The organism is Faunimonas sp. B44 (assembly GCF_052655945.1).
Genome location: NZ_JBQYEX010000007.1, coordinates 1 through 22769 on the forward strand (window position 1 = coordinate 1; position 22769 = coordinate 22769).

Genomic DNA, 22769 nt, shown 5'->3' on the forward strand with positions numbered 1-22769 from the left:
GACAGCGTGACGGGAGGCGCCGAGCGACGGACAAGCACCACCCCCGCCTCTCTCTCTGTCGTCATCGCCGGACTTGATCCGGCGATCCGGCAACACCCACTCGTCGCCCGGCGCGCGGCGGGGCGAAGACGTCTCGCGGGCTATTCCGAGTGGCCGTTGCGGTCGCGGGCTGCCCTCAGCCGGCGGATCCGGTCGAGCACCAGGCGGTGGCCGTCGGCGCGCGCCTTGTCCGCGCCGTCCGCGCACAGCTTGCCGGCGGTCTCGGCCGCCTTCTCGACCGACCCGACCAGCACGATGTCGATGTCGGGAAAGACGGCGCGCGTCCAAGTTGCGAGCGCGAAGCCGGCACCGCCGAAGCCGGCCGGGTTGGCGAGAAGCAGATCCACGCTGCGGCTGCCGCGCGCGAGATGCACGCGGGCCTCGTCCGCGCTCGCCGCCTCCAGCACGCGGTAGCCGCATCCGCGCAGATACTCGGCGAGCGGCTGGCGGACCAGCACGTCCGCCTCGAGGATCAGGACACAGGCATCTTCATTCATGCCGGACTAACGCCCGGCAGCCTCCGAAGTTTCCAGGATGAGGCCGACGAGGCGCTCGAGCCGGTAGGGTTTCGGCAGGAATCCGGCGAGCCCCGGTAGCGGGCCCGGATGCACGCGGCCGGAGGTGAGGATCACCGGGACCGAAGACGGGAGCCGGCCGGCGCGGCGGGCGAGTTCGATGCCGTCCATGGAGCCGGGCATCTGCACGTCCGATACCACCACGTCGACGGGCGACCCGGCGGAGAGAAAGGCCCAGGCCTCGTCGGCGTTCGCCGCCTCGATCACCTGGAAGCCCGCGGCCCGCAGCTCGTCGCTCACGAAGGCGCGGACGAGCACGTCGTCCTCGACGATCAGCACCCGGATCTGGCCGTGCCGCAGCTGGACTTCGGGCGACATGGCAATCCTTCCAGGCTCGGCAACAGGTCGTGGCACGGGGCTACAAGACTCGGCCCCGAATTGCGACCCCGAATCGACCGGCGGCCAACGCCGCCCAAGGAATGCCAGCTTCAATGATCCGGAGCGCGAAAAGAATCATGAGATTTCTGCACCAGATATTGAAACTCAATACGGCTAACCATCGTTTCAGGAAACAACGGGTCGATACATGGACAGCATACGTGGAGAAGCGCCATGCGCCGCGAGGAGGCCGCCGCATTACTTGAACTCGTGAGAGATGATCGACAGCCTTGTCCGCCGATCAACGAACAAACGATTGCAGCGGGTCTGGCGCGCGTACTGAGCCGGCAACAGGAAGAGCTTGCGCCGGCACCCCTGCCCCTGCCGAAGACTGGCTGACGGGCGAAGACGCTGCCGTTCCCCGTCAGGCAGGCCTGCCGGAGATCGGCGGCTGGAACGAGAGGCCGAGATCCCAGGGGAAGTAGATCCAGGTGTCCTGCGAGACTTCGGTGACGAAGGTGTCGACGAGCGGCCGGCCCATCGGCTTGGCGTAGACGGTCGCGAAATGGGCCTTCGGCAGCATTTCGCGGACTATGGAGGCGGTCTTCCCCGTATCGACGAGGTCGTCGATGATGAGGACCCCCTCCCCGCCCGCCGCAACGCCCGCCAGATCGGGGCTGATGCCCTTCAGGACGGCGGTCGCCCCTTGCGTCCTGTATTCGTGGTAGGACGCCACGCAGACCGTCTCGATGACGCGGATCTCGAGCTCCCGGCAGACGATCGCGGCCGGAACCAGGCCGCCGCGCGTGATGCAGACGATCGCCTGGAACGGGCCGGCGCCGGCCAGCCGCCAGGCGAGCGCCCGCGCGTCGCGGTGGAACTGGTCCCAGGAAACCGGGAACGCCTTCTCCGAAGCTGGACTCATCGCTGTTCTCCCTGTCCGGCCCGCGCGGACGGGACGCTCTAGGGCAAGTCGCGCCGCGGCGAAAGCTCGAAGGAAGAGGGTCAGATCCCGGCGAGGGCCGCCCGCAGCGCCTCAGCGGCCGCCGCGAGCATGGCGCCGTCGCGGCTGCGCAGGACGAGCCGCGTCGTGAAGCGCGTGCCGTCGTGATAGGGATAGGAGCCCATGCGCACCGCCGGGAACTGCTCCTGGACCCGCGTCAGAGCGGCGGCGACGTCGCCCTCGCCGCGGCCGGCCTCGATCGTCTCGCTGAGGAGCGGCCGGGCCGCGGGCAGCCGCTTCACCACGTCGTCCATCATCGCCTGCATGATCGCCGGCACGCCGGCCATGACGAAGACGTTGCCGATGGCGAAGCCCGGTGCGGCGGAAACCGGGTTCGGGATCAGGTCGGCCCCTTCGGGGATGCGCGTCATCCGCCTGCGCGCGTCGTTCATCTCGACGCCGCGTCTGTCGTAATGCGCCTTCAGGATGGCGGTGGCGCGCTCGTCGAAGACGAGCGGCACGCCGAAGGCCGCCGCCACCGCATCCGCGGTGATGTCGTCGTGGGTCGGCCCGATCCCGCCGGTGGTCAGCACGTAATCGTAGCGGCTGCTCAGCGCCCGGACCGCCTCCACGATCGCCTCCATCCGGTCGGAGACGATCCGCACCTCCTCCAGATCGATCCCGATATCGGTGAGCGTGTCGGCGATGTAACCGGTGTTGCGGTCCTTGGTGCGGCCGGAGAGAATCTCATCGCCGATCACGAGGACGGCGGCGGTGATCGGGGAAGCGTCGGTCATCTCTGTCGGCCCGGCCCTGGATTGCGCCTGCCTTGCCCGAGGCGGCGCGCCGAAGCAAGCGGCCGCCCGGCGGCGAGGCGCGCGAAAACAGGGCGAGGCCCTTAAAAGCGCGGCGCGGATGCATTAGCTTACGCCGGAACGGAGCACGGGCGCGGCATGCAGGATTCGCTGGCGGAGATCACCCACACCAGGGACACGATCGTTCTTTACGACGCGGACGCCTTCGCCGGCCTGCGCCGAGCCGGTCGGTATGCGGCCGAGTGCCTCGACCAGCTCGCCGACATGGTGGCGCCCGGCGTCACCACGCGGGCGATCGACGCGTTCGTCTACGACTTCGCCATGCGGAACGGCATCGTTCCGGCGACGCTCAACTACCGCGGCTACCGGCATTCGACCTGTACCTCGATCAACCACGTGGTCTGCCACGGCATTCCGAACGACAAGCCGCTGCGGGACGGCGACATCCTCAACATCGACGTCACCTTCGTCGTCGACGGCTGGCACGGCGATTCGAGCCGCATGTATGTCGCGGGCACGGCCAAGCGCGCCGCCGAGCGGCTGATCGACGTCACCTACGAATGCCTGATGCTCGGGATCGCCGCGGCGCGTCCCGGCGGGCGGCTCGGCGACATCGGCCACGCGATCCAGACCCATGCCGAGGCGGAGCGCTGCTCCGTGGTGCGGGACTTCTGCGGCCACGGCGTCGGGCGCTCGTTCCACGAGGCGCCGAACGTGCTGCATTACGGCCGCCCGGGCGAAGGCATCCTGCTGAAGCCGGGCATGGTGTTCACCATCGAGCCGATGATCAATCTCGGCCGGCCGCACGTGAAGCTGCTCTCCGACGGCTGGACGGCCGTGACCCGGGACCGCTCGCTCTCCGCGCAGTTCGAGCACATGGTGGGCGTCACGGAGACCGGCGTCGAGGTCTTCACGCTGTCGCCTGCGGGCCGGCACAAGCCGCCCTACGGGACGATGCCGCAGGGCGGCGCGCATGGCGGGGCTTGAGGACGCGGGAACCGACCTCCCGCACTTCCACGGCCATCGCGAGCGCCTGCGCGCGCGGTTCCGGGACGGCGGCGCGGCGGTGCTCGCCGACTACGAGCTGCTCGAGCTCGCGCTGTTCCGCGCCCTGCCCCGCCGCGATACCAAGCCGCTCGCCAAGGCGCTCCTGAAGCGCTTCGGCACGCTCGCCGAAGTGCTCGCCGCATCGCCGCAGCGCCTGCGCGAGGTCGACGGGGTCGGCGAAGGGGTCGTCCTGGAGCTGAAGCTGATGAAGGCCATCTCCGAGCGGATGGCCAGGGAAACGGTCCGCAAGCGGACGGTGCTGTCGTCCTGGTCGGCGCTCCTCGACTATTGCCGGACGGCGATGGCCTACGAGGAGCGCGAGCAGTTCCGCATCCTCTTCCTCGACAAGAAGAACGCGCTGATTGCCGACGAGGTGCAGCAGACCGGGACGGTCGACCACACGCCGGTCTATCCGCGCGAGGTGGTGCGGCGGGCGCTGGAGCTCTCGGCCTCGGCCGTGATCCTCGTCCACAACCACCCGTCGGGCGACCCGACGCCGTCGCGCGCCGACATCCAGATGACGCAGAGCATCGTCGATGTCGCCAAGCCGCTCGGCATCGTGGTGCACGACCATCTCGTCGTCGGCCGCGACGGCCACGCGAGCTTCCGCGGCCTCGGCCTGATCTGACCGGCCGCTAATGGATGCCGTTGGCGCGCTGGAGGGCGCGCAGGTGCGCGACGATGGTCCGCGCCTCGGGCTCCGTCAGCCCCTCGACCGGCGGCATCGACCCGAAGGTCCAGTGATGCTGGCGTACGCCGAGAAGCATGGCGACGAGGAACGCCTCGTCGGAATGGTGCGAAGGCTCGTAGATCCTGTGGACGAGGGGCGGGCCGCGGTCGGTCCCGAAGGCATCGGCGCCGTGGCAGGCGGCGCAGTTCTGCGCGAAGAGCGCCGCGCCGGCCTCCGACGGGATCGGCTCGCCGGATTCCTGCAGATCGGGCGAGCCGGCAAGCATATCGGGCAGGCCTTCCGGATCCGTGCGCTTTTGCCAGAGGGCGAGGCCCGCCACGACCGTCGCCGCCACTGCCGCGAAGGCGAGCCAGCGCGGGATCATGCGCGCGCGGCCCATGCGCCCGCCCGGCCTGCCCGGCACGCCGCCCCGGCCGTCTTCGGCTGCGCGGCGCCGATCAGTTCAGGCGGCCGTAGAAGGCCGCCGACCGCACCTCCGCCGGGGTCACCAGGCGGTTGTGGGCGACCTCCACGGAATGGATCGCCGCGACGATCTCGCGGCGCCAATAGTCGAGGAACCTGCCGAGCCGCGGATAGTCCGGACAGATGTCGTAGAACTGCCAGACGAAGCTCTGCAGCAGGCCCGGGTGGTCCGGCATGTAGTAGAGGATGCTCGCGGTCGTGAGGCCGTAGCCCGCGCGGCCGTCCGGCCTGATCCAGTGGAATTCGGCGTCTCTCATTCACCTATCCCATCATCCCCGGCCGAACAGCGGCCGTCATCAGAAGGATAGGGTCGCGAAATAAGATTGCCAATTTCTTTCAACGGGTTAGCAGCGCCCTCGCGGGACTGCTGCCACGCCGGCCCGCTTTGGGCGCGGGCGCGCCGCGCCGAGCGGCCTACTCCCGCATGATGCACGATGCAAGCGGCCGGCAGCTTCCGGCGGGAAGAACGCCCATGCCGGCCAGCCGGCGCGCTTGAACCGAGGGGACCGTCTGGCCTATGCCGGACGAAGGGCGGCAAGCGCGCCTCGGTGCGCGAGCGCACCCGCTGAGAGGATCGGAGGCGCATCCCGGCATGACCCAGCTCCGCACCATCGCAGCCTTCGACCGAATCGGGGAGGAGAACGCCTTCGCCGTTCTCGCCCGCGCGCAGGCGCTCGCCGCCACCGGGCGGGACATCATCAATCTCGGCATCGGGCAGCCGGACTTCCGCACGCCCGACCACATCGTCGAGGCGGCCGTGAAGGCGCTCCGCGACGGCCATCACGGCTATACGCCCGCCACCGGCATCCTGCCGCTGCGCGAGGCGGTGGCGCGGCGGACGCTGGCGACGACGGGCGTCGAGGTGTCGCCGGACAACGTCGCCATCGTGCCGGGCGGCAAGGTGACGATGTTCGCGGCGATCCTCATGTTCGGCGAGCCGGGCGCCGACATCCTCTACCCGGACCCCGGCTTCCCGATCTACCGCTCCATGATCGAGTATACCGGCGCGCGGCCGGTGCCGATCCCGATCCGGGAGGAGAACGGCTTCGCATTCTCCGCGGAGGAGACGCTCGCCCTCATCACGCCGGACACACGGCTCATCATCCTCAACTCGCCCGCGAACCCCACCGGGGGCGTGACCCCGCGCGCCGAGATCGAGCGGCTGGTCGCCGGGCTCTACGCCTGGCCGGACGTCGCGATCCTGTCCGACGAGATCTACGACCAGATGGTCTATGACGGCGAGGAGCACGTCTCGCTCCTCGGCTTCGAGGAGATCAGGGACCGACTGATCCTCCTGAACGGCTGGTCGAAGACCTGGGCGATGACCGGCTGGCGCATGGGCTGGTCGATCTGGCCGGACGCCCTGGTGGAGCCGATCCGCAAGCTCGCGGTGAACGCCTGGTCCTGCGTGAACGCGCCGGCGCAGTACGCGGGCATCGCGGCCATCGACGGGCCGCAGGATGCGGTGACGGAAATGGTCGCCGCCTTCGATCGCCGGCGCAAGCTCGTGACGGAACTCCTCAACGGGCTGCCGGGCATCAGCTGCATCACGCCGAAGGGTGCATTCTACGCCTTCCCGAACGTCGCGGAGACGGGGTTCCGGGCGAAGCCGCTCGCCTCCGCACTCCTGGAGGAAGCCGGCGTCGCGCTCATTGGCGGGCCGGATTTCGGCGTCTTCGGCGAAGGCTACATCCGCGTGTCCTACGCGAATTCCGAGGCCAACATCCGGCAGGCGATGGAGCGCATCGAGCTGTTCCTGGAGAGCCGCGAGGGGCCGTAGCGCCCGCTCGGCGATCAGTGCCTCTGGCGGCCGGCCGAAAGCCACGCCGCCGCGGCGATGCCGGCGGCGGAGAACAGCGCCGCGCCGACGATCGGGTGGAGCGAGGCCCGCGTATAGGCGCTCGACCCCATGACGTGGCCCGGCTGGTCGCCGCGCACCGCCCCGTCCTGGCCGGCATGATGGAGCGCGCCGTGCGGATCGCCGACCGGCTCGTCACGCAGCTGCTGGCCGACCATCACGTTGGCGCCGATCCAGTCCATGGTGCCCGGCGCATGCTTCTGCATGCTCGCCATCATCTTCGCCGCGCCTCCGACATAGATGTCGCGCGCCGGATGAGCGGCGGCATGGAGGATCGCCCTCGCCACTTCCTCCGGCGGATAGACGGGCGGCGGCAGCTTCGCCTCCTGCCCGGTGTAGTTCCGTGCATGCCGCGGGAACGGCGTGTCGATCGAGGTCGGCTTGACGAGCGTGACGGAGACCGGCGCCCCGTCGGCCTCGAGCTCCATCCTGAGCGCGTCCGTGAAGCCCTTCACCGCGTGCTTGCTGGCCGCATACATGCCCTGGATGGGCAAGGCCATGTCGGACGCGACGCTGCCGACGTTGACGAGTGCGCCGCCTCTTTGCCGGAGATGCTCGACCGCGATCGTGGAGCCGTACACCACGCCCCAGAAATTCGTCTCGAACAGCTTCCGGTGGTCCTCGTCGCTCACGTCGACGAGCTTGCCCCAGATCGAGACGCCGGCATTGTTCACCCAGGTGTCGAAGCCGCCGAACCGTTCGAGCGCGGCCTGAGCGACCGCCTCCAGGTCGCTGCGCCTGCCGACGTCGGCGACGATGTGGACGGCCTCGCCGCCGGCTTCCCTCACCCGCCGCTCGGCATCCGCCAGCGCTGACCCGTTCCGCGCGGCGAGGACGAGGCGAGCGCCTTGCCGGGCGGCGGCGAGCGCCGTGGCGAGGCCGATGCCGCTCGAAGCCCCCGTGATGACGATGACCTGGTCGGAGACGGGCTTGAGCTGATGGTTCACGGCTGCGGGCTCCCACTGAGATCGGCGGATCGGTGTTCAGTCCACAATCTCCGGTCGCCCGCACGGTTCCCCGGGGCACGCGGACGGTCTGCCGCCGGACGGCAGTGGCCCGAGGGGAACCAATGCCCTGCCGGGCAGTAGTTACGCGAGCGAGGCCCGGCGCCGTTCGATGGGCCGCCCGCGGAAATCATTCAGGAGAGGCGAATGCGCGCACTGTGCTGGCACGGAAAGCAGGACATCAGATGCGACACGGTGCCGGACCCGGCGATCGAGCATCCGCGCGACGCCATCGTCAAGGTCACGAGCTGCGCGATCTGCGGCTCGGACCTTCACCTCTATGACGGCTTCATGCCCGGGATGCAGCATGGCGACATCATGGGCCACGAGTTCATGGGCGAGGTCGTCGAGGTCGGCCCGGAGAACCGCAAGCTGAAGGTCGGCGACCGCGTCGTCGTGCCGTTCACGATCGTCTGCGGCGAATGCGACCAGTGCCGGCGCGGCAATTTCTCGGTCTGCGAGCGCACCAACCGCAACAAGGAGATCGCCGACAAGGCGTTCGGCCACACCACGGCCGGGCTCTACGGCTACACGCACCTGACCGGCGGCTATCCCGGCGGCCAGGCCGAATACGTGCGCGTGCCCTACGCCGATGTCGGGCCGGTGAAGGTGCCGGACGGGCTCACCGACGAGCAGGTCCTGTTCCTCGGCGACATCTTCCCCACCGGCTGGCAGGCCGTCGTGCAGTGCGAGGTCGAGCCGACCGACACGGTCGCCATCTGGGGCGCCGGGCCGGTCGGCCAGTTCTGCGTGCGCAGCGCGGTGCTCCTCGGGGCGAAGCAGGTGGTCTGCATCGACAACGTTCCGGAGCGGCTCTCGATGGCGGCGGCGGGCGGCGCGATCACCATCAATTTCGACGAGGAGAGCGTGGTCGAGCGACTGAACGACCTGACCCAGGGCAAGGGGCCGGAGAAGTGCATCGACGCCGTCGGCATGGAGGCGCACGCCACCGCGACGCTCGATTCCATCTACGACCGCGTGAAGCAGGCGGCCATGATGGAGACCGACCGCCCGCACGTCCTGCGCGAGATGATGTATGTCTGCCGGCCGGCAGGCGTCCTCTCCGTCCCCGGCGTCTATGGCGGCCTGCTCGACAAGATCCCGTTCGGCATGGTGATGAACAAGAGCCTCACCATCCGCACCGGCCAGACCCACGTGAACCGCTGGACCGACGACCTGCTCCGCCGCATCCAGGAGGGGCAGATCGACCCGTCCTTCGTGATCACGCACACGGTCGGGCTCGAGCAGGGCCCGGAATATTACAAGACGTTCCGCGACAAGCACGACGGCTGCGTCAAGGTCGTCCTGAAGCCCTGAGGTGATGACGATGTCCCACTACCGACACGGCCGCGACCGCTCCGATCACGGCGAAGGCCTCGCTGAGGGCATGGGCTGGTTCAGCATCGGCCTCGGCGTGATGGAGCTCGTCGCCGCCGAGAGCCTCGCCCGCACGCTCGGCATGGAGAAGCATGCCGGGCTGATCCGCGCCTTCGGCGCCCGCGAGGTCGCGACCGGCGTGGCCGCGCTCGCCGGAAGCGACCCGGAGCCTGCAATCTGGGCGCGGATCGGCGGCGACGCGCTCGACCTCGCCGTCCTTGCCGGCGCCCTTCATCCCGACAACCCGAAGCGCGAGAACGTCGGGTTCGCGATCGCCGCCGTCGCCGGGGCAACCGTGCTCGACGTGATCTGTGCGAAGATGCTGCGCGACCGCGAGCCGGAGCCGGTCTTCGACTATTCTGACCGCTCGGGCCTGCCGCGGCCGCCGGTCGAGATGCGCGGCATCGGAACGCGGCCGCCCGCGCCCGTCGGGGTGCCGGCGACCCGCTAGGAGCGACGCCTAAAACGCCTGCCGCAGCCGCCCGGCTGCGGCTCTTGCCTTCCCACGCGCCGGCGCGCTTCATGCGGGCGTTCAGGGAGGGTCCCGATGTCCTTCGAGCACTGGCTCGCCTTTGCCGCCGCATCCGCAATCCTGGTCGCGATACCGGGGCCGACCGTTCTCCTCGTCGTCTCCTACGCCATCGCCCACGGCCGCCGCTCCGGCCTCGCCACAGTCGCCGGCGTGGCGCTCGGCGACTTCACCGCGATGACCGCCTCCATGCTCGGCCTCGGCGCGCTGCTGGCGACCTCGGCCGGGCTCTTCACCGTGCTCAAATGGATCGGCGCGGCCTACCTCGTCTATCTGGGCGTGAAGCTGTGGCGCGCGCCGGCGACCGACCCGGCCGCGGAGCCCGCGCCGGAGACGCGGCCCTCGCGCATCTTCGCGCACGCCTACGTGGTCACCGCCCTCAACCCGAAGAGCATCGTCTTCTTCGTCGCCTTCCTGCCGCAGTTCCTGGTCCCGAGCGCGCCGCTCGTGCCGCAGATGGTCGTCTTCGAGGCGACCTTCCTGGTGCTCGCCACCCTCAACGCGGCCGCCTACGGGCTGATGGCCTCGGCGGCCCGCACCACGATCCGGCGGCCGGCCGTGCAGCGCGCCGTGAACCGAGCCGGCGGGTCGATCCTCGTCGGCGCGGGGCTCCTCACCGTCGCCTGGCGGAAGGCGGCGTAGCCGGCCCCGGCCGTCCCGCTCCTGCGGCCGGTTTCCTTGACGCTTCCGGGAGCGGGTGCAAAATACCTCAATTCCGAAAAGAAACGGGAGGAGACGAAATGCGCAGACTGCTAGTGGCCGGCGCGGTCGTGCTCGCGGGCCTCACAGGGGTTGCGATCGGGCAGGAGAACTATCCCACGAAGCCCGTGACCGTCGTCGTGCCGTTCGCGGCCGGCGGCCCGACCGACACCGTGACGCGCCTGATCGCCGAGCCGATGAGCAAGACGCTCGGCCAGCAGATCGTGGTCCAGAACGTCGCCGGCGCGGGCGGCACGCTGGCGGCCGGACAGGTCGCGCGCGCCCAGCCCGACGGCTACACGATCCTGATGCACCACATCGGCATGTCGACCGCGCCGACCCTCTACAAGAACCTGCCCTACGACCCGCTGAAGGACCTGGCGACGATCGGCCTCGTCACCGAGGTGCCGATGACCATCATCGCGCGCAAGGACTTCGAGCCCGGCACGATGGAGGAGCTCGTCCAGTACGTGAAGGACCACAAGGACCAGGTCACCTACGCCAATGCCGGCATCGGCGCGGCCTCGCATCTCTGCGGCCTGCTGCTGATGAAGGAGATCGGGGTGGAGGTCACCACGGTCCCCTACCAGGGCACCGGCCCGGCCCTGACCGACCTCGTCGGCGGCCAGGTGGACTTCATGTGCGACCAGACCACCAACACGACCGGGCAGATCAAGTCCGGCGAGGTCAAGGCCTATGCCGTCACGACCGGCGAGCGCCTGCAGTCCCTGCCCGACCTCCCGACCGCCGCGGAAGCGGGCCTGCCCGGCTTCGAGGTGAGCGTCTGGCACGGCCTCTACGCGCCGGCCGGGACGCCCGAGCCGATCCTCGAGAAGCTCTCCGCCGCGCTCAAGGACGCGCTGAAGGACGAGAACGTGGTGAAGCGCTTCGCCGAGCTCGGCACCGCGCCGGTCTCCGAGGACCTCGCGACGCCCGCCGCCCACACCGAACGGCTCACCTCGCAGATCGAGCTGTGGCGCCCGATCATCCAGGAAGCGGGCGTGAGCGCGCAGTAAGAGGCGGCCGCCTTCGCCATCGACATCGCGACGGGGCGGCTCCTCCGCCCCGTCGTTTCATTCCCCCCGCGGCCGAGCGGGCGAAGCCGGGTCTTCATGCAGAAATCGATCAAGGACATCCTGGCGGGCCTCGCCTTCATCGGCTTCGGGATCGCCTTCGGCTATGCCGCGCTCGGCTACGATCTCGGGACCGCGCTGCGCATGGGGCCCGGCTATTTCCCCCTGCTCCTCGCCGGCATCCTCGTCGTTCTAGGCCTCGTCATCCTGGTGCAGGGCTTCATCGCCGGCGACCTGGGACCGATCGGGTCGATCCCCTGGCGCGGCGCGCTGTTCCTGCTCGGCGCGCTCGTCTTCTTCGGCGCAACGGTGCAGGGGCTCGGGCTCGCGCCGGCCCTGTTCGTCACGCTGCTCCTCACGGCACTCGCGAGCCGCAGCACCGGCGTGCTGACGGCGATCGTGCTGGCGGCGGCGCTCACCGCCTTCTGCATCCTGATCTTCGTCTACGCGCTCGGCGTCACCATGCCGATCTTCGGCCGCTGGCTGCCGATCTGAGAAGGCCGAGCCATGGAACTCCTCGCCAATCTCGGCCTCGGCTTCGAAACCGCGCTCAACCCGGTCAACGTCCTCTACTGCTTCGTCGGCGTCCTGCTCGGAACGCTGGTAGGCGTGCTGCCGGGCATCGGGCCGACCGCCACGATCGCGATGCTGCTGCCGATCACCTTCAACTTCGAGCCGGTGACCGCGCTCATCATGCTCGCCGGCATCTATTACGGCGCGCAGTACGGCGGCTCGACGACGGCGATCCTCATCAACCTGCCGGGCGAATCCTCCTCCGCCGTGACCGCGATCGACGGCTACATGATGGCGCGGCAGGGGCGCGCCGGCCCGGCGCTCGCCTGCGCGGCAATCGGCTCGTTCTTCGCGGGGACGGTCGCCACCCTCATCCTGGCGGTGGCGGCGCCGCCGCTCGCCCGCATGGCGCTGAAATTCGGCCCGCCCGAATATTTCTCGCTCATCGTGCTCGGGCTCATCGCCTCGATCGCGCTCGCGCACGGCTCGATCGTGAAGGCGCTGGCGATGATCGTGCTCGGGCTGCTGCTCGGCATGGTCGGCCAGGACATCTACACCGGCACGCCGCGCTTCACCTTCGCCTTCTTCGAGCTCTACAGCGGAATCAACTTCGTGGCGGTGGCGGTCGGCGTGTTCGGCGTCGCCGAGATCCTGCGCAACCTCGAGCACCAATCGACCCGCACGGTCGGCGTGAAGCGGGTCAGCAATCTCTGGCTGACGCGCGACGACGTCCGGCGCGTGGTCGGCCCGATCCTGCGCGGCACGGCGCTCGGCTCGGTCCTCGGCATCCTGCCGGGAGGCGGGCACGTGCTCTCCTCCTTCGCCTCCTATTCGCTCGAGAAGCGGGTCTCGCGGACGCCGGAGCGGTTCGGGAAAGGCGCCATCGAGGGCGTGGCCGGGCCGGAATCGGCCAACAACGCCGCCGCCCAGACCTCGTTCATCCCGCTCCTTACGCTCGGCATACCGGCGCACCCGGTGATGGCGCTCATCATCGGCGCCTTCATCATCCAGGGCATCACGCCGGGGCCGAACGTCATCAAGGACGAGCCGGCGCTGTTCTGGGGCATCATCGTCTCGATGTGGGTGGGCAACCTGATGCTGGTCGTGCTCAACCTGCCCCTCATCGGGCTGTGGGTGAAGATGCTGACCATCCCCTACAAGGTGCTCTTCCCAGCCATCATCGCCTTCGCCAGCATCGGCACGTACAGCATCAGCCTCAACGCCTTCGACGTCTATTCCATCGTGGCGATGGGCGTGATCGGCTACACGCTCGTGAAGCTCGGCTGCGAGCCGGCGCCGCTCCTGCTCGGCTTCGTGCTCGGGCCGCTGCTGGAGGAGCACCTCCGCCGCGCCATGATCATCTCGCGCGGCGATCCGATGATCTTCCTCAACCGGCCGATCAGCGCCGGCCTGCTGATCGCCGCCGTGCTCATCCTCGTCGTGACCATCCTCCCGGCGGTCCGGAAGAAGCGCGAGGAGGTGTTCGTCGAGGAGGACTGACCGGCCGCCGCGGCCGTCAGGGTTCCTGCCGCGCGGTCCGCTCCAGCCAGTCATGGACGGCGGAGACGTCGGCGAGGCGGTAGCGTGCCGCGCTCTCCCCCTGCCCCACCTTCACGCCGAACCCGCCGAGCTCGGCCGCGGCACGGAAGCCGTCCTCGTCCGTCGTGTCGTCGCCGACGAAGACCGGCACGCGGCCGGCGAAGGGCGGGCGCTCCGCGAAGAGCCGGACCGCGTCCGCCTTGCCGATTCCGCGCTGGCGGATCTCGACGATGGCATGGCCGGACTGCGCATGGAGGTCGTCCAGCCCCGCGACGGCGGCACGGCCGATCGCCCGCGCCCGCTCGGCCTCTTCGGGCGCCTTGCGGAAATGGAGCACCAGCGCGCCGCCCTTGTCCTCGAGCGCGATCGGGTCGCCGGGGCCGAGCGCGTCGCCGACGCGCCCGCGCGCCTCGTCCATCTGCGGGCTGGTCGGCCGGAAGCTCACCGCGTCGTCGCCGGTGAACCGGCTCTCCTGGCCGTGCAGCCCCGCCGTCGGCAGCCGCAGCGGCGCAAGGTGGCCGTCGAGGTTCGCGATCCGCCTGCCGGTGACGAGCGCCAGCGCGCCGCCGAACCTGCGCGCCAGCGCGTCGAGGCGTTCGCGCGCGCCCGGACGGAGCGCGATCGCATCGGGCTCGGGAGCGAAATCCACGAAGGTGCCGTCGAAGTCGAGGAACAGCGCGTGGCGGGCGGGGTCGAGCGGCGGCTGGGCGTCCTGTGTCATGGCCGGAACATGGCACGAAGCGCAGGGAGGTCAACGCGGCGAGGTCAACGCGGCGATGGCAATGCGGGGAAGTCAACGCGGCGGCGGCACCGCGGCCGCACGCCGGCCCTCGCGGTTGACGATGGCCACGCCGGCCACGGCGAAAGCCATTCCGAGAAGCGCGACGGCGTTCATCGTTTCCCCGAACAGCGCCCATCCCATGAGCGCCGCGCAGGGCGGGATCATGAAGAAGAGGCTCGCCACGTTCGCCGCCGCGCCCTTGCGCAGCAGCCAGTAGAGCAGCGTGACCGCGCCGCAGGACAGCACGAGCGCGAGCCATGCGAGGCCGAGCAGCATCTCGCCCGACCAGTGGACGACGCGGGTCTCGAACATGAACGACAGGCCGAGGCAGAACACCGCCGAGGCGCCGTACTGGACGATGGTGGCGGTCACGATCGGCTGCTCGGCGCAGAAGCGCTTCTGGTACAGCGTGCCGATCGCGATCGCGAAGAGCGAGAGGATGCAGAGCGCCACGGCGACGGGCGTGCCGAGTCCGGCGGCGAGCTTCTGTTCCACGACGAGGACGACGCCGAGGGCGCCGAGCGCAAGGCCCGCCCATTTGACGAGCCCCACCCGCTCGCCGAGCACCGGACCTGCGAGGGCGGCCGTCACGATCGGCTGCACGCCGACGATGAGCGCGCTGACGCCGGCCTCGAGCCCGAGCCGGATCGCCGCGAACACGCCGCCGAGATAGATCGCCTGGATCAGCAGCCCGGCGACGGCGACATGGCCGAAGGCGCGGAGGCCCTTCGGCCAGGCGGAGCGCATGGCGAGCGCAATGGCGAAAAGGACCGTTCCGGCGAGGACGAACCGCATGACGAGCAGGGTCATCGGTTCCGCATAGGGCATTGTCATGCGGGCGCCGATGAAGCCCGTCGCCCAGAGCACGACGAAGACGCCCGGCGCGACGAGTGCGACCAGGCGGGCAAGGCGGGTGTCAGACATCGGGAAGGGCCGCGCCGGCGAGGAGGACGGTCTCCACCTGGAGGTCGCGATCGAGCCGCACGAGGTCGGCGCGCGCACCCGCCGCGATGCGGCCGAGATCGGGGCGGCCGACATGGTCTGCGGGACGCGTGCTCGCCATCGCGATGGCCGTCTCGAGCGGCAGGCCGGTCGCGACGAGGTTCCGCAAGGCCCGGTCCATCGTCAGCACGCTGCCGGCGAGCGTGGCGCCGTCCTGCATCAGCGCCCGCTCCCCGCGCTTCTCCACCGAATGCGAGCCGAGGCGATAGGTCCCGTCCGGCATGCCGGCCGCCGAGATCGCGTCGGTGACGGCATAGAGCTGCGGCACGCAGCGGGCCGCCGCGCGGATCATGGCGGGCGCGACGTGATGCAGATCGGGGATGATCTCCGCGCTCTGCCCGAAGGCGAGAGCGGCGGCCGCGCATCCGGGGTCCCGGTGGTCGAGCCCCGACATGGCGTTGAAGAGATGCGTGAAGCCCGAAGCGCCGGCGGCGAGCGCCTTCTCCGCCTCTTCCGCGCCGGCAAGGCTGTGCCCGATCTGCACCCGGCAGCCGAGGCCGGCGAGCGCCGCAATGAGCTCGCCTGCGCCCGGAAGTTCCGGCGCGAGCGTGGCCACGACGAGCGGGCACAGCGCCGACCAGGCGCGCGCGAGCACGGGATCCGGCGGTATTGCGAAGGGCGGCTGCGCCCCGAGCTTGTCCGGATTGATGAAGGGGCCTTCGAGATGCGCGCCGAGGACGAGCGCCTCCCCGGTGGCAGGCGCGCGCCGCACCGACTCGATGCCGGCGAGCGCCGCCTCGATGTCGGCGCGCGGCGCCGTGACCGTCGTCGGCGCGAGCGCCGTCGTGCCGTGGCAGGCGTGGAAGCGGGCCATGCGGCGCACCGCATCCTCGCCCTCCATGGCGTCGGCGCCGTCGCCGCCATGAACATGGAGGTCGACGAAGCCCGGGACGACATAGGGCGGCCCCGGGGTCTCGGCCGGGGCGAGGCGCCTTCCCTCGATCGCCGCAATGCGGTCGCCCGCCACGACGATCTCGCCGTCCACCCAGCCGCCCGCGACGCGGATAGAACCCCGGAGGCTCGTCATGCCCGGCGCTCCGGCGGCGCCCGGCCCGTCGCGACGAGGAACGCGCCGTGCATGGCGTCTCCGGCCGGGGGATCGAAGGCTCGCCCGAGAAGCGCCTCCATCCGGCTGCGAAGAAGGTCCGCGACCGATCCGACCGCGAAGACCGGGGTCCCCTCGCCGAGCCCGAGGCAGCGCACGAGCGCGGCGCCATGACCGGCGGCGCGGTCGAGGATCGCTCCGGCCGCCTCGTCGCCGGCCGACGCCGCCTCCGCCACGAGCGGCGTCAGCGAGGCGAGCGGCCCCTGCCCGGCCTGGCTCAGCCAGGCGAGGATCGCCGCATCCTCGCCTCCGAGTTGGGAGGCGATCCTGGCGGCGAGCGCGCTTCCCGCCGACGCGCCGTCTCGCGCCGCGAGCGCATGCTGCACCGCCTCGCGCCCGATCCAGGCGCCCGAGCCGCGGTCGCCGCCGATCCAGCCCCAGCCGTCGCGCTGCACCGACACCCCATCGGCACGCAGCGCATGGGCGACCGCGCCGGTTCCCATCACGACGAGCCCGGCGGGACGCCCCTCGCCGGCGCCGACCAGGGCCGCATAGCCGTCGCTCATGACGATCCGCCCGGCGAAGCGCGGCAGCGCGGCGAAGAGCCGCTCGCGCGAGGCGGCAAGGCCGAGCCCGGCGGCGCCGATGGCGAGCTCGGCGCCCGCTTCGGCGCCGCCTCCGAGCCCCGCAGCCGCAGCCGCCATCCGCCACAGGTCCGAGACGCTCGCCGCGGCGCGGGCAGCGTCGGTCGTCGCATTGCAGGGGCCGCCCTGGGCCGCGGCAAGGACCGTCCCGTCGCGCCGGACGAGGCGCGCGCGCGACCGGGTGCCGCCGCCGTCGACGCAGAGGATGAGCCGCTCCATGGCCGCCTCTCTGGCCGAAACCCGGGGGCCGCGCAAGGCGGCGTCAGCCGGCGCCGACCGCCTTCAGGACGGCCTTCGTCAGCGACTGCTTCTGCCCGAAGTAACCCGGCCAGGGGTCGCCGCGCTCGAGGAGCCGGGCGGGCAGCGTCCTGACGTCGAACGCAGAGCCGCGCTCGATCGTCTCCAGCTCCTCCCAGGTGACGGGAGCCGCGACCGGGGCGCCTTCCCGGGCGCGCGTGGAATAGGGCCCGATCGCGGTCGAGCCGCGCTCGTTGCGAAGGTAATCGACGAAGATCCGGCCCTTGCGCCTCGCCTTCGACATGTTGGCGACGAAGCGGTCCGGCTCCTCGTCGGCCATCGCCTGCGCCACGCCCTTGCAGAAGGCCTTCGTCTCGGTCCAGCCGGCGCGGCGGACGAGCGGGACCACGACGTGGACGCCCTTGCCGCCGGAGAGCATCGGGTAGCTCGTCAAGCCGATCTTCGTGAGGCGGTCGCGCAGGTCGAACGACGCGCGGCGGACGTCCTGGAAATCGAGTCCCTCGTCCGGGTCGAGGTCGAAGACGAGCCGCTCGGGCTTCTCGAGCTGGTCGATCCGCGAGCCCCAGACGTGGAACTCCAGCACGCCCATCTGCACGCCGGCGACGAGGCCCGCGAGGTCGTCGACGTAGAAATACTGCTCCGTCTCGCCCGAATTCTCGGTGATCATGACGTGGCGCATCGCGTCGGGGAAGCCGCCGGTGTCGTGCTTTTGGAAGAAGCACTTGCGGCTGCGCCCCTGCGGGCAGCGGACGAGGCTGAGCGGCCGGCCGCCGACGAAACGCAGCATCTCGGCGGACACGGCCTCGTAATAGTCGAGGAGGTCGGCCTTGGTCAGGCCCTGGTTCGGAAAGAGCACCTTGTGCGGGCTCGTCACCCGGATGCCGGCGCGCGTCGAGTCCTCGCCCTCGTCGCTCGACTTCCCAGGCGCTTGCGCAGGCGTCTCGATCACGACCTCGCGCGGCGGCTTGTCCTCCCTGAGCCCCTGGAACGAGGGATGGCGCAGGATGCCGTCGCTGGTGAACTCGGTATAGGCGATCTCGGCGACGAGCTCGGGCCGCACCCAGCGCGCGCTCCGTCTGATCTCGCGCGGCACCTCGGCGAAGGGCGACCGAGGTTCGGCGCGGTCGGCGAGCTTCTTGCCGAGCGCCTCCAGGTCGTCCGCGTTGAAGCCGGTGCCGACGCGGCCGGCATAGACGAGCCTGCCGTCCTGCCACGTGCCCACGATGAGCGAGCGGAATGCCTGCCGCTTGTCGGACGGCATCCAGCCGCCGATCACGAATTCCTGCCGCCGAGTACACTTGGTCTTCAGCCAGGAGCGCGTGCGCTGGCCGCGATAGGGTGCATCCGCCTTCTTCGAGACGATGCCCTCGTGGCCGGCGGCGCAGAGCTGGCCGAGCACCGCCTGCCCTTCCCCGCGCACATGCTCGCTGTAATGGATCGGCGCCTCCTTCGGGATGCCCTCGAGCAGCGTCCGCAGGCGCTGCTTTCGCTCCACGAGCGGTTTGGCGCAGAGATCCTCCCCGGCCTCGACGAGGAGATCGAAGGCGAAGAAGGCGATCGGCCCGCTTTCCTTCAGCGCCGCCTGCAGCGTGGAGAAATCGGTACGCCCGTCCGGCGCGAATGCGACGATCTCGCCGTCGACGAGGGCGCCGCTCAGGCCGAGCGTCGCGAAGGCGCGCGCCACCGGGCGGAAGCGGTCGGTCCAGTCGAGCCCGTTGCGGGTGTAGCAGCGCACCTCGGCACCGTCGGCCGCGACGAGCGCGCGGTAGCCGTCGTATTTCAGCTCGTGCAGCCAGTCACCCCCGTCCGGCGGCTCGGATACGAGCGTCGCGAGCTCGGGCGGGCGGAACGGCGGCAGCCCGACCGGCTTGCGCTTGCGCGCGCGCCGGACGGGAGGCGCCTTCGCCTCGGGCTGCTCATTCCTGTCGGAGTGCCAGACGGCGGAATCGCCGGTGGCGATCTCGTCCATGCTGCGCCCCGTCGTGACGCTGGTGACGTGCTCGGAGAGGAGCGGATCGGCCTCATCGGCGGTCTCGTCGCGCTCCTTGATGAGGAGCCAGTTCTCGCGCTTCTCGCCCGCGCGCGGCCTGAGGCGGATGAGCGCCCAGCCGCCCTTCAGCCGCTCTCCGTGAAGGTTGAAGTGGAGCTTGCCCTCGGCGAGGCCTTCCCGGGGATCGTGGAGCGGCTCCCAGGTGCCGCGGTCCCACAGCATGACCGTGCCGCCGCCATACTCGCCCTTCGGGATGGTGCCTTCGAAGCCGCCATATTCGAGCGGGTGGTCCTCGGTGCGGACCGCCAGCCGCTTCTCCGACGGGTCGAGGCTCGGGCCTTTGGTGACGGCCCAGCTCTTGAGGACGCCGTCGAGCTCGAGCCGGAAGTCGTAATGGAGCCGGGTCGCGGCGTGCTTCTGCACGACGAAGCTGAAGCCCTCGCCGGCCTTCACCTCGCCCTTCGGCTCGGCGGTGCGCGCGAAGTCGCGCTTGCGGTTGTACTCGATCAGCGCCTCGGACGTCTTCGCGCGCGCCATGCGTCAGGCCGACTTGCGCGCCTTCTCGGTCGCGCCGGCCGCGGCAGACCGGCTGCGCGCGGGGGTCTTCTTCGGCTCGTCCGAGGACTTCGAGGCCGCGCCCTTGGCCGGCGCGCTCTTGGCCGTGCCCTTGGGACGGCTGCCCGCCTTGGCGGCCGGGGCCGCAGCGCCGCCCTTCCCGCCGGAGGCGCCAGCCCCTTCGAGGCTCTGCTTCAGCGCGGCCATCAGGTCGATGACGTTGCCGCCGGTCCGGACCGGCTCGGCATCCGGCACCGCCGCCCGCTTGCCGCCCTTGCTCTTCAGGCGCTCGTCGATGAGGGCGCGCAGCGCCTTGGTGTAGTTGTCCTTGAAGGCCGCGGCGTCGAAAGGCGCCGTCTTCCTGTCGATCAGCTGCCGGGCGACCGCGAGGAGATCCTCGTCCGCCCGTTCGCCGCTGATGCCGGAGAAGAAGCTGTCGGACTTCCGGATCTCCTCCTCGTAGTGGAGCGTCTCGAGCAGGAGCCCGGTGCCGCACGGCTTGAGCGCGGCGAGGTACTCCTTGCCGCGCAGCGCCAGCTGGCCGATCCCGACCTTCTCGGATTCCCGCAAGGCGTCGCGGACGACGCGGAAGGCGTCCTCCGCCAGCTCGTCCTGCGGCACGACGAAATAGGGCTTGTCGAAATAGAGCGGCTCGATCTCGCAGGCGCCGACGAACTGCGTCAGCTCCAGCGTCTTGCGCGTCTCCAGCCTGACGTCGTCGATGTCGTCTTCGGTGAGGAGGACGTACTGCCCCTTCTCGTATTCGAAGCCCTTGAGGATCTCGCCGGTGTCGACGGGACCGATCCCCGGCACCACCTTCTCGTATTTCACCGGCTTGCCGCTCGGCTCGTGGATCTGGCGGAACGCGATCTTCGCGGTCGATTTCGTGGCGGTGTAGAGCTCGACGGGAATGGAGACGAGCGAGAGGCGGATGTGGCCTTTCCAGATCGGCCGGGCGGCGGGCATCGGTTACTCACGTGCAAGGCTGAACGATGATGCTAACGCGCGCCCGCCGCAGCCGTTCCGATGCCGGCTATAGTTCCGCCGTGCGCGGCGATGCGCGAACCGCAGCCCCGGTCGCGCATTTCGGGCATGGCGGCGCTCGCGCCGCGGACAGGGCGAGGCTCGCATGCAGGGGCGCCGCGGCGACATCCGGATCGGCATTTCCGGCTGGACCTACCGGCCCTGGCGCGGCGTGTTCTACCCGCCCGGCCTGCCGCAGAAGCAGGAGCTCGCCTTCGCCGCCCGCACCTTCAACTCGATCGAGATCAACGGCACCTTCTACGGCCTCCAGAAACCCGACTGCTTCGCGCGCTGGGCGGCGGAGACGCCGGACGATTTCGTCTTCTCGCTCAAGGGGCCCCGCTTCATCACGCATGTGAAGCGGCTGCTCGAAGCCGAAGCCCCGCTTGCGAATTTCCTCGCCTCCGGCGTCCTCAGTCTCGGGCACAAGCTCGGGCCGCTGCTCTGGCAGCTGTCGCCGAACTTCGGCTACGACCGGGAGCGGATCGAGAGCTTCCTGCGCCTCCTGCCGCGCGACACGAGCGAGGCGGAGGCCTTCGCGCGGCAGCATCACGATCATCGCGTCGCGGGCCGGACGTGGCTGGAGCCGGCGCCGACCCGGCCGCTCCGGCATGCGCTGGAGATCCGCCATGCCGACTTCGCGAGCGAGGACTTCATAGCCCTCCTCAGGGTGCAGGGCGTCGCGCTCGTCGTCTCCGACGCGGTGACCTGGCCGCGGCTCATGGATGTCACGGCCGACTTCGTCTACTGCCGGCTGCACGGCTCCGAGGTCCTCTATGCGAGCGGCTATGACGGGCCGGCGCTCGACCTCTGGGCGGAGCGGGCGATCGCCTGGGCGGAGGGCGGCGAAGTCCCGACCAACGAACGCGCCAGCGCTTCGCCGCCAACCGGCCTGCCCAGCCGGGACGTCTACGTCTATTTCGACAACGACGCGAAGGTGCGGGCCCCGTTCGACGCCAAGGGCCTGATGGAGCGGGTCGGGGTCGCGCCGCGTGCGGTGCTGCGGGTGGAAACAGGACCCGGCCGGAGCCTCAGTCGATCCTGACGCGAGCGGCGAGCGTCGGCCGGTCGATCGCATAGAGCGCGTCGAGGAGAAGCATCTGCAGCGAGCCGGGCCCCGCCGCCTTCTCGGCTGCCATCTCGCCGGCCACGCCGAGCACGGCGAGCGCGTGCAACGTCGCCGCGAACGGGTCGCGGACTGCAGCCAGGAAGGCGCCGACGAGCGCGGTCGCGGTGCAGCCGAGCCCCGTCACGCGCGCCATCATGGCGTGGCCGTTGTGGACCGCTCGGCGCTCGTGTCCGAAGATCACGTAGTCGCTCCGCCCCGTCACCGCGACGACCGCATGCGTCGCTTCGGTGAGCAGGGCGGCGGCGGGGAGGCTCTCCTCCGCTTCCAGCGTGGCGTCCACGCCCTTCGTCACGCCGGCGAGGCCGGCGAGGACCTGCACTTCCGACGCATTGCCGCGAATCACGTCAGGGTTGAGCGCGCTCAGCCCCGCGGCAGTGGTGTCGCGGTAGGCCGTCGCCCCCACGCCGGCCGGATCGAGGACCCAGGGCTTGCCGGCGGCGGTCGCCTTTCGGGCGGCGAGCCGCATCGCGGCGGTCCAGGGCGGCGACAGCGTGCCGATATTGACGACGACCGCTCCCGTGGCGGCGACGAGATCCTCGATCTCCTCGCAGGCATGCGCCATGATCGGCGAAGCGCCGAGCGCCAGCAGGGCGTTGGCCGTGTTGTTCATGACCACGAAGTTGGTGATATTCAGGACCAGCGGTCGCTGCGACCGCACCTGACGAACGGAATCCCAGATGGCGTCGATCATCGCGGCAGTCCTTACGCTGGTATGGCCCAGATCAAGTTCACGGGTGTCATCTCAGCCCGCCCGCCGGCGAGCACCCCGCGCCGGGGAGAAGGCTATCTGCAGCGGATACCATGTCAACCTCTACGTGTGTCGGGGTTGGTCGGCCTGCGCAATGGTCGCAGGCGCCGCG

Annotated in this window: 25 protein-coding genes and 1 riboswitch; of the genes, 11 read left to right on the forward strand and 14 right to left on the reverse strand. The window is 70.4% G+C overall.

The genetic code is table 11. The features are described 5' to 3' along the window. Positions 1-140 precede the first annotated feature (140 nt). On the reverse strand, positions 141-536 hold the full coding sequence (locus ACUN0C_RS13285) for a response regulator (protein WP_445466862.1): 396 nt from the start codon (positions 534-536) through the stop codon (positions 141-143). Positions 537-542: 6 nt separating this feature from the next. Further along, entirely contained in the window at positions 543-932 is a 390-nt protein-coding gene (locus tag ACUN0C_RS13290; RefSeq protein ID WP_445466863.1) for a response regulator, read from the reverse strand. Between the two features lie 234 nt (positions 933-1166). Between ACUN0C_RS13290 and ACUN0C_RS13295 the strand changes: the two genes are divergently transcribed. Continuing rightward, positions 1167-1331, forward strand: a complete 165-nt coding sequence (locus ACUN0C_RS13295; RefSeq protein WP_445466864.1) for a hypothetical protein — start codon at positions 1167-1169, stop codon at positions 1329-1331. Positions 1332-1356: 25 nt separating this feature from the next. Here ACUN0C_RS13295 and gpt read toward each other — a convergent pair whose 3' ends face one another. Both gpt and ACUN0C_RS13305 read right to left on the reverse strand, forming a co-directional pair. Further along, complete coding sequence (gene gpt / locus ACUN0C_RS13300; protein ID WP_445466865.1) at positions 1357-1857, reverse strand: xanthine phosphoribosyltransferase; 501 nt, start codon at positions 1855-1857, stop codon at positions 1357-1359. 80 nt (positions 1858-1937) lie between these two features. After that, complete coding sequence (locus tag ACUN0C_RS13305; protein WP_445466866.1) at positions 1938-2672, reverse strand: competence/damage-inducible protein A; 735 nt, start codon at positions 2670-2672, stop codon at positions 1938-1940. A gap of 156 nt (positions 2673-2828) precedes the next feature. Between ACUN0C_RS13305 and map the strand changes: the two genes are divergently transcribed. Together map and radC are read left to right on the forward strand one after the other, a co-directional pair. Further along, positions 2829-3677 carry a type I methionyl aminopeptidase gene (map, locus tag ACUN0C_RS13310; protein WP_445466867.1) on the forward strand — a complete coding sequence of 283 codons (849 nt, stop codon included), beginning with the start codon at positions 2829-2831 and terminating at the stop codon, positions 3675-3677. Continuing rightward, positions 3664-4365 carry a RadC family protein gene (radC, locus tag ACUN0C_RS13315; RefSeq protein WP_445466868.1) on the forward strand — a complete coding sequence of 234 codons (702 nt, stop codon included), beginning with the start codon at positions 3664-3666 and terminating at the stop codon, positions 4363-4365. The genes map and radC overlap by 14 nt, the downstream gene beginning before the upstream one ends. A 7-nt stretch (positions 4366-4372) precedes the next feature. Here the strand turns inward: radC and ACUN0C_RS13320 are convergent, their stop codons facing one another. Both ACUN0C_RS13320 and ACUN0C_RS13325 read right to left on the reverse strand, forming a co-directional pair. Then, positions 4373-4831: a c-type cytochrome gene (locus tag ACUN0C_RS13320; protein ID WP_445466869.1), complete on the reverse strand. Its 459-nt coding sequence runs from the start codon at positions 4829-4831 to the stop codon at positions 4373-4375. Between the two features lie 34 nt (positions 4832-4865). Next, on the reverse strand, positions 4866-5147 hold the full coding sequence (locus tag ACUN0C_RS13325) for a hypothetical protein (RefSeq protein WP_445466870.1): 282 nt from the start codon (positions 5145-5147) through the stop codon (positions 4866-4868). 335 nt (positions 5148-5482) lie between these two features. Here ACUN0C_RS13325 and ACUN0C_RS13330 point away from each other — a divergent pair, with 335 nt between their 5' ends. Then, the gene (locus ACUN0C_RS13330) at positions 5483-6670 is read left to right on the forward strand and encodes a pyridoxal phosphate-dependent aminotransferase (protein WP_445466871.1); all 1188 of its coding nucleotides are present in this window, start codon (positions 5483-5485) and stop codon (positions 6668-6670) included. A gap of 14 nt (positions 6671-6684) precedes the next feature. Here the strand turns inward: ACUN0C_RS13330 and ACUN0C_RS13335 are convergent, their stop codons facing one another. Continuing rightward, positions 6685-7695 carry an SDR family oxidoreductase gene (locus tag ACUN0C_RS13335; RefSeq protein ID WP_445466872.1) on the reverse strand — a complete coding sequence of 337 codons (1011 nt, stop codon included), beginning with the start codon at positions 7693-7695 and terminating at the stop codon, positions 6685-6687. A gap of 204 nt (positions 7696-7899) precedes the next feature. Here ACUN0C_RS13335 and ACUN0C_RS13340 point away from each other — a divergent pair, with 204 nt between their 5' ends. From ACUN0C_RS13340 to ACUN0C_RS13365, 6 genes are all read left to right on the forward strand, one after another. Further along, positions 7900-9069, forward strand: coding sequence for a zinc-dependent alcohol dehydrogenase (locus ACUN0C_RS13340; RefSeq protein ID WP_445466873.1), 1170 nt, complete (start codon positions 7900-7902; stop codon positions 9067-9069). 10 nt (positions 9070-9079) lie between these two features. Continuing rightward, entirely contained in the window at positions 9080-9580 is a 501-nt protein-coding gene (locus tag ACUN0C_RS13345; RefSeq protein ID WP_445466874.1) for a cyclase dehydrase, read from the forward strand. Between the two features lie 96 nt (positions 9581-9676). After that, positions 9677-10300: a LysE family translocator gene (locus ACUN0C_RS13350; protein WP_445466875.1), complete on the forward strand. Its 624-nt coding sequence runs from the start codon at positions 9677-9679 to the stop codon at positions 10298-10300. Positions 10301-10398: 98 nt separating this feature from the next. Then, positions 10399-11373, forward strand: coding sequence for a tripartite tricarboxylate transporter substrate-binding protein (locus ACUN0C_RS13355; RefSeq protein WP_445466876.1), 975 nt, complete (start codon positions 10399-10401; stop codon positions 11371-11373). A 96-nt stretch (positions 11374-11469) separates the two neighbouring features. Then, a complete protein-coding gene (locus ACUN0C_RS13360) occupies positions 11470-11925 on the forward strand; it encodes a tripartite tricarboxylate transporter TctB family protein (RefSeq protein ID WP_445466877.1) in 456 nt (151 codons plus the stop codon). Positions 11926-11937: 12 nt separating this feature from the next. Next, positions 11938-13443, forward strand: coding sequence for a tripartite tricarboxylate transporter permease (locus tag ACUN0C_RS13365; protein ID WP_445466878.1), 1506 nt, complete (start codon positions 11938-11940; stop codon positions 13441-13443). A 16-nt stretch (positions 13444-13459) separates the two neighbouring features. Here the strand turns inward: ACUN0C_RS13365 and otsB are convergent, their stop codons facing one another. The 6 genes from otsB to ku all read right to left on the reverse strand — a co-directional run bounded on the left by otsB (position 13460) and on the right by ku (position 20723). Beyond that, entirely contained in the window at positions 13460-14203 is a 744-nt protein-coding gene (otsB, locus tag ACUN0C_RS13370; protein WP_445466879.1) for a trehalose-phosphatase, read from the reverse strand. A 72-nt stretch (positions 14204-14275) separates the two neighbouring features. Beyond that, positions 14276-15187: a DMT family transporter gene (locus ACUN0C_RS13375; RefSeq protein ID WP_445466880.1), complete on the reverse strand. Its 912-nt coding sequence runs from the start codon at positions 15185-15187 to the stop codon at positions 14276-14278. Continuing rightward, a complete protein-coding gene (locus ACUN0C_RS13380) occupies positions 15180-16292 on the reverse strand; it encodes an N-acetylglucosamine-6-phosphate deacetylase (protein ID WP_445466881.1) in 1113 nt (370 codons plus the stop codon). Before ACUN0C_RS13380 ends, ACUN0C_RS13375 begins: the two co-directional genes overlap by 8 nt. Next, on the reverse strand, positions 16289-17173 hold the full coding sequence (locus ACUN0C_RS13385) for a BadF/BadG/BcrA/BcrD ATPase family protein (RefSeq protein ID WP_445466882.1): 885 nt from the start codon (positions 17171-17173) through the stop codon (positions 16289-16291). The genes ACUN0C_RS13380 and ACUN0C_RS13385 overlap by 4 nt, the downstream gene beginning before the upstream one ends. Positions 17174-17216: 43 nt before the next feature. After that, complete coding sequence (gene ligD / locus ACUN0C_RS13390) at positions 17217-19739, reverse strand: DNA ligase D (protein WP_445466883.1); 2523 nt, start codon at positions 19737-19739, stop codon at positions 17217-17219. Between the two features lie 3 nt (positions 19740-19742). Then, positions 19743-20723: a non-homologous end joining protein Ku gene (gene ku / locus ACUN0C_RS13395; protein WP_445466884.1), complete on the reverse strand. Its 981-nt coding sequence runs from the start codon at positions 20721-20723 to the stop codon at positions 19743-19745. A 163-nt stretch (positions 20724-20886) separates the two neighbouring features. Between ku and ACUN0C_RS13400 the strand changes: the two genes are divergently transcribed. Further along, the gene (locus ACUN0C_RS13400) at positions 20887-21825 is read left to right on the forward strand and encodes a DUF72 domain-containing protein (protein ID WP_445466885.1); all 939 of its coding nucleotides are present in this window, start codon (positions 20887-20889) and stop codon (positions 21823-21825) included. Here the strand turns inward: ACUN0C_RS13400 and thiM are convergent. Next, a complete protein-coding gene (gene thiM / locus ACUN0C_RS13405) occupies positions 21812-22600 on the reverse strand; it encodes a hydroxyethylthiazole kinase (RefSeq protein ID WP_445466886.1) in 789 nt (262 codons plus the stop codon). The genes ACUN0C_RS13400 and thiM overlap by 14 nt on opposite strands. Then, a riboswitch (TPP riboswitch) is annotated at positions 22591-22688 on the reverse strand. It overlaps the preceding gene by 10 nt. Positions 22689-22769 lie beyond the last annotated feature (81 nt).

What these genes read in the sequence shown, in the direction of transcription:
- ACUN0C_RS13285 (WP_445466862.1), bottom strand. Translation starts at nt 536, where the DNA reads ATGAATGAAGATGCCTGTGTCCTGATCCTCGAGGCGGACGTGCTGGTC.
- ACUN0C_RS13290 (WP_445466863.1), bottom strand. Translation starts at nt 932, where the DNA reads ATGTCGCCCGAAGTCCAGCTGCGGCACGGCCAGATCCGGGTGCTGATC.
- ACUN0C_RS13295 (WP_445466864.1), top strand. Translation starts at nt 1,167, where the DNA reads ATGCGCCGCGAGGAGGCCGCCGCATTACTTGAACTCGTGAGAGATGAT.
- gpt (WP_445466865.1), bottom strand. Translation starts at nt 1,857, where the DNA reads ATGAGTCCAGCTTCGGAGAAGGCGTTCCCGGTTTCCTGGGACCAGTTC.
- ACUN0C_RS13305 (WP_445466866.1), bottom strand. Translation starts at nt 2,672, where the DNA reads ATGACCGACGCTTCCCCGATCACCGCCGCCGTCCTCGTGATCGGCGAT.
- map (WP_445466867.1), top strand. Translation starts at nt 2,829, where the DNA reads ATGCAGGATTCGCTGGCGGAGATCACCCACACCAGGGACACGATCGTT.
- radC (WP_445466868.1), top strand. Translation starts at nt 3,664, where the DNA reads ATGGCGGGGCTTGAGGACGCGGGAACCGACCTCCCGCACTTCCACGGC.
- ACUN0C_RS13325 (WP_445466870.1), bottom strand. Translation starts at nt 5,147, where the DNA reads ATGAGAGACGCCGAATTCCACTGGATCAGGCCGGACGGCCGCGCGGGC.
- ACUN0C_RS13330 (WP_445466871.1), top strand. Translation starts at nt 5,483, where the DNA reads ATGACCCAGCTCCGCACCATCGCAGCCTTCGACCGAATCGGGGAGGAG.
- ACUN0C_RS13340 (WP_445466873.1), top strand. Translation starts at nt 7,900, where the DNA reads ATGCGCGCACTGTGCTGGCACGGAAAGCAGGACATCAGATGCGACACG.
- ACUN0C_RS13345 (WP_445466874.1), top strand. Translation starts at nt 9,080, where the DNA reads ATGTCCCACTACCGACACGGCCGCGACCGCTCCGATCACGGCGAAGGC.
- ACUN0C_RS13350 (WP_445466875.1), top strand. Translation starts at nt 9,677, where the DNA reads ATGTCCTTCGAGCACTGGCTCGCCTTTGCCGCCGCATCCGCAATCCTG.
- ACUN0C_RS13355 (WP_445466876.1), top strand. Translation starts at nt 10,399, where the DNA reads ATGCGCAGACTGCTAGTGGCCGGCGCGGTCGTGCTCGCGGGCCTCACA.
- ACUN0C_RS13360 (WP_445466877.1), top strand. Translation starts at nt 11,470, where the DNA reads ATGCAGAAATCGATCAAGGACATCCTGGCGGGCCTCGCCTTCATCGGC.
- ACUN0C_RS13365 (WP_445466878.1), top strand. Translation starts at nt 11,938, where the DNA reads ATGGAACTCCTCGCCAATCTCGGCCTCGGCTTCGAAACCGCGCTCAAC.
- otsB (WP_445466879.1), bottom strand. Translation starts at nt 14,203, where the DNA reads ATGACACAGGACGCCCAGCCGCCGCTCGACCCCGCCCGCCACGCGCTG.
- ACUN0C_RS13375 (WP_445466880.1), bottom strand. Translation starts at nt 15,187, where the DNA reads ATGTCTGACACCCGCCTTGCCCGCCTGGTCGCACTCGTCGCGCCGGGC.
- ACUN0C_RS13380 (WP_445466881.1), bottom strand. Translation starts at nt 16,292, where the DNA reads ATGACGAGCCTCCGGGGTTCTATCCGCGTCGCGGGCGGCTGGGTGGAC.
- ACUN0C_RS13385 (WP_445466882.1), bottom strand. Translation starts at nt 17,173, where the DNA reads ATGGAGCGGCTCATCCTCTGCGTCGACGGCGGCGGCACCCGGTCGCGC.
- ligD (WP_445466883.1), bottom strand. Translation starts at nt 19,739, where the DNA reads ATGGCGCGCGCGAAGACGTCCGAGGCGCTGATCGAGTACAACCGCAAG.
- ku (WP_445466884.1), bottom strand. Translation starts at nt 20,723, where the DNA reads ATGCCCGCCGCCCGGCCGATCTGGAAAGGCCACATCCGCCTCTCGCTC.
- ACUN0C_RS13400 (WP_445466885.1), top strand. Translation starts at nt 20,887, where the DNA reads ATGCAGGGGCGCCGCGGCGACATCCGGATCGGCATTTCCGGCTGGACC.
- thiM (WP_445466886.1), bottom strand. Translation starts at nt 22,600, where the DNA reads ATGATCGACGCCATCTGGGATTCCGTTCGTCAGGTGCGGTCGCAGCGA.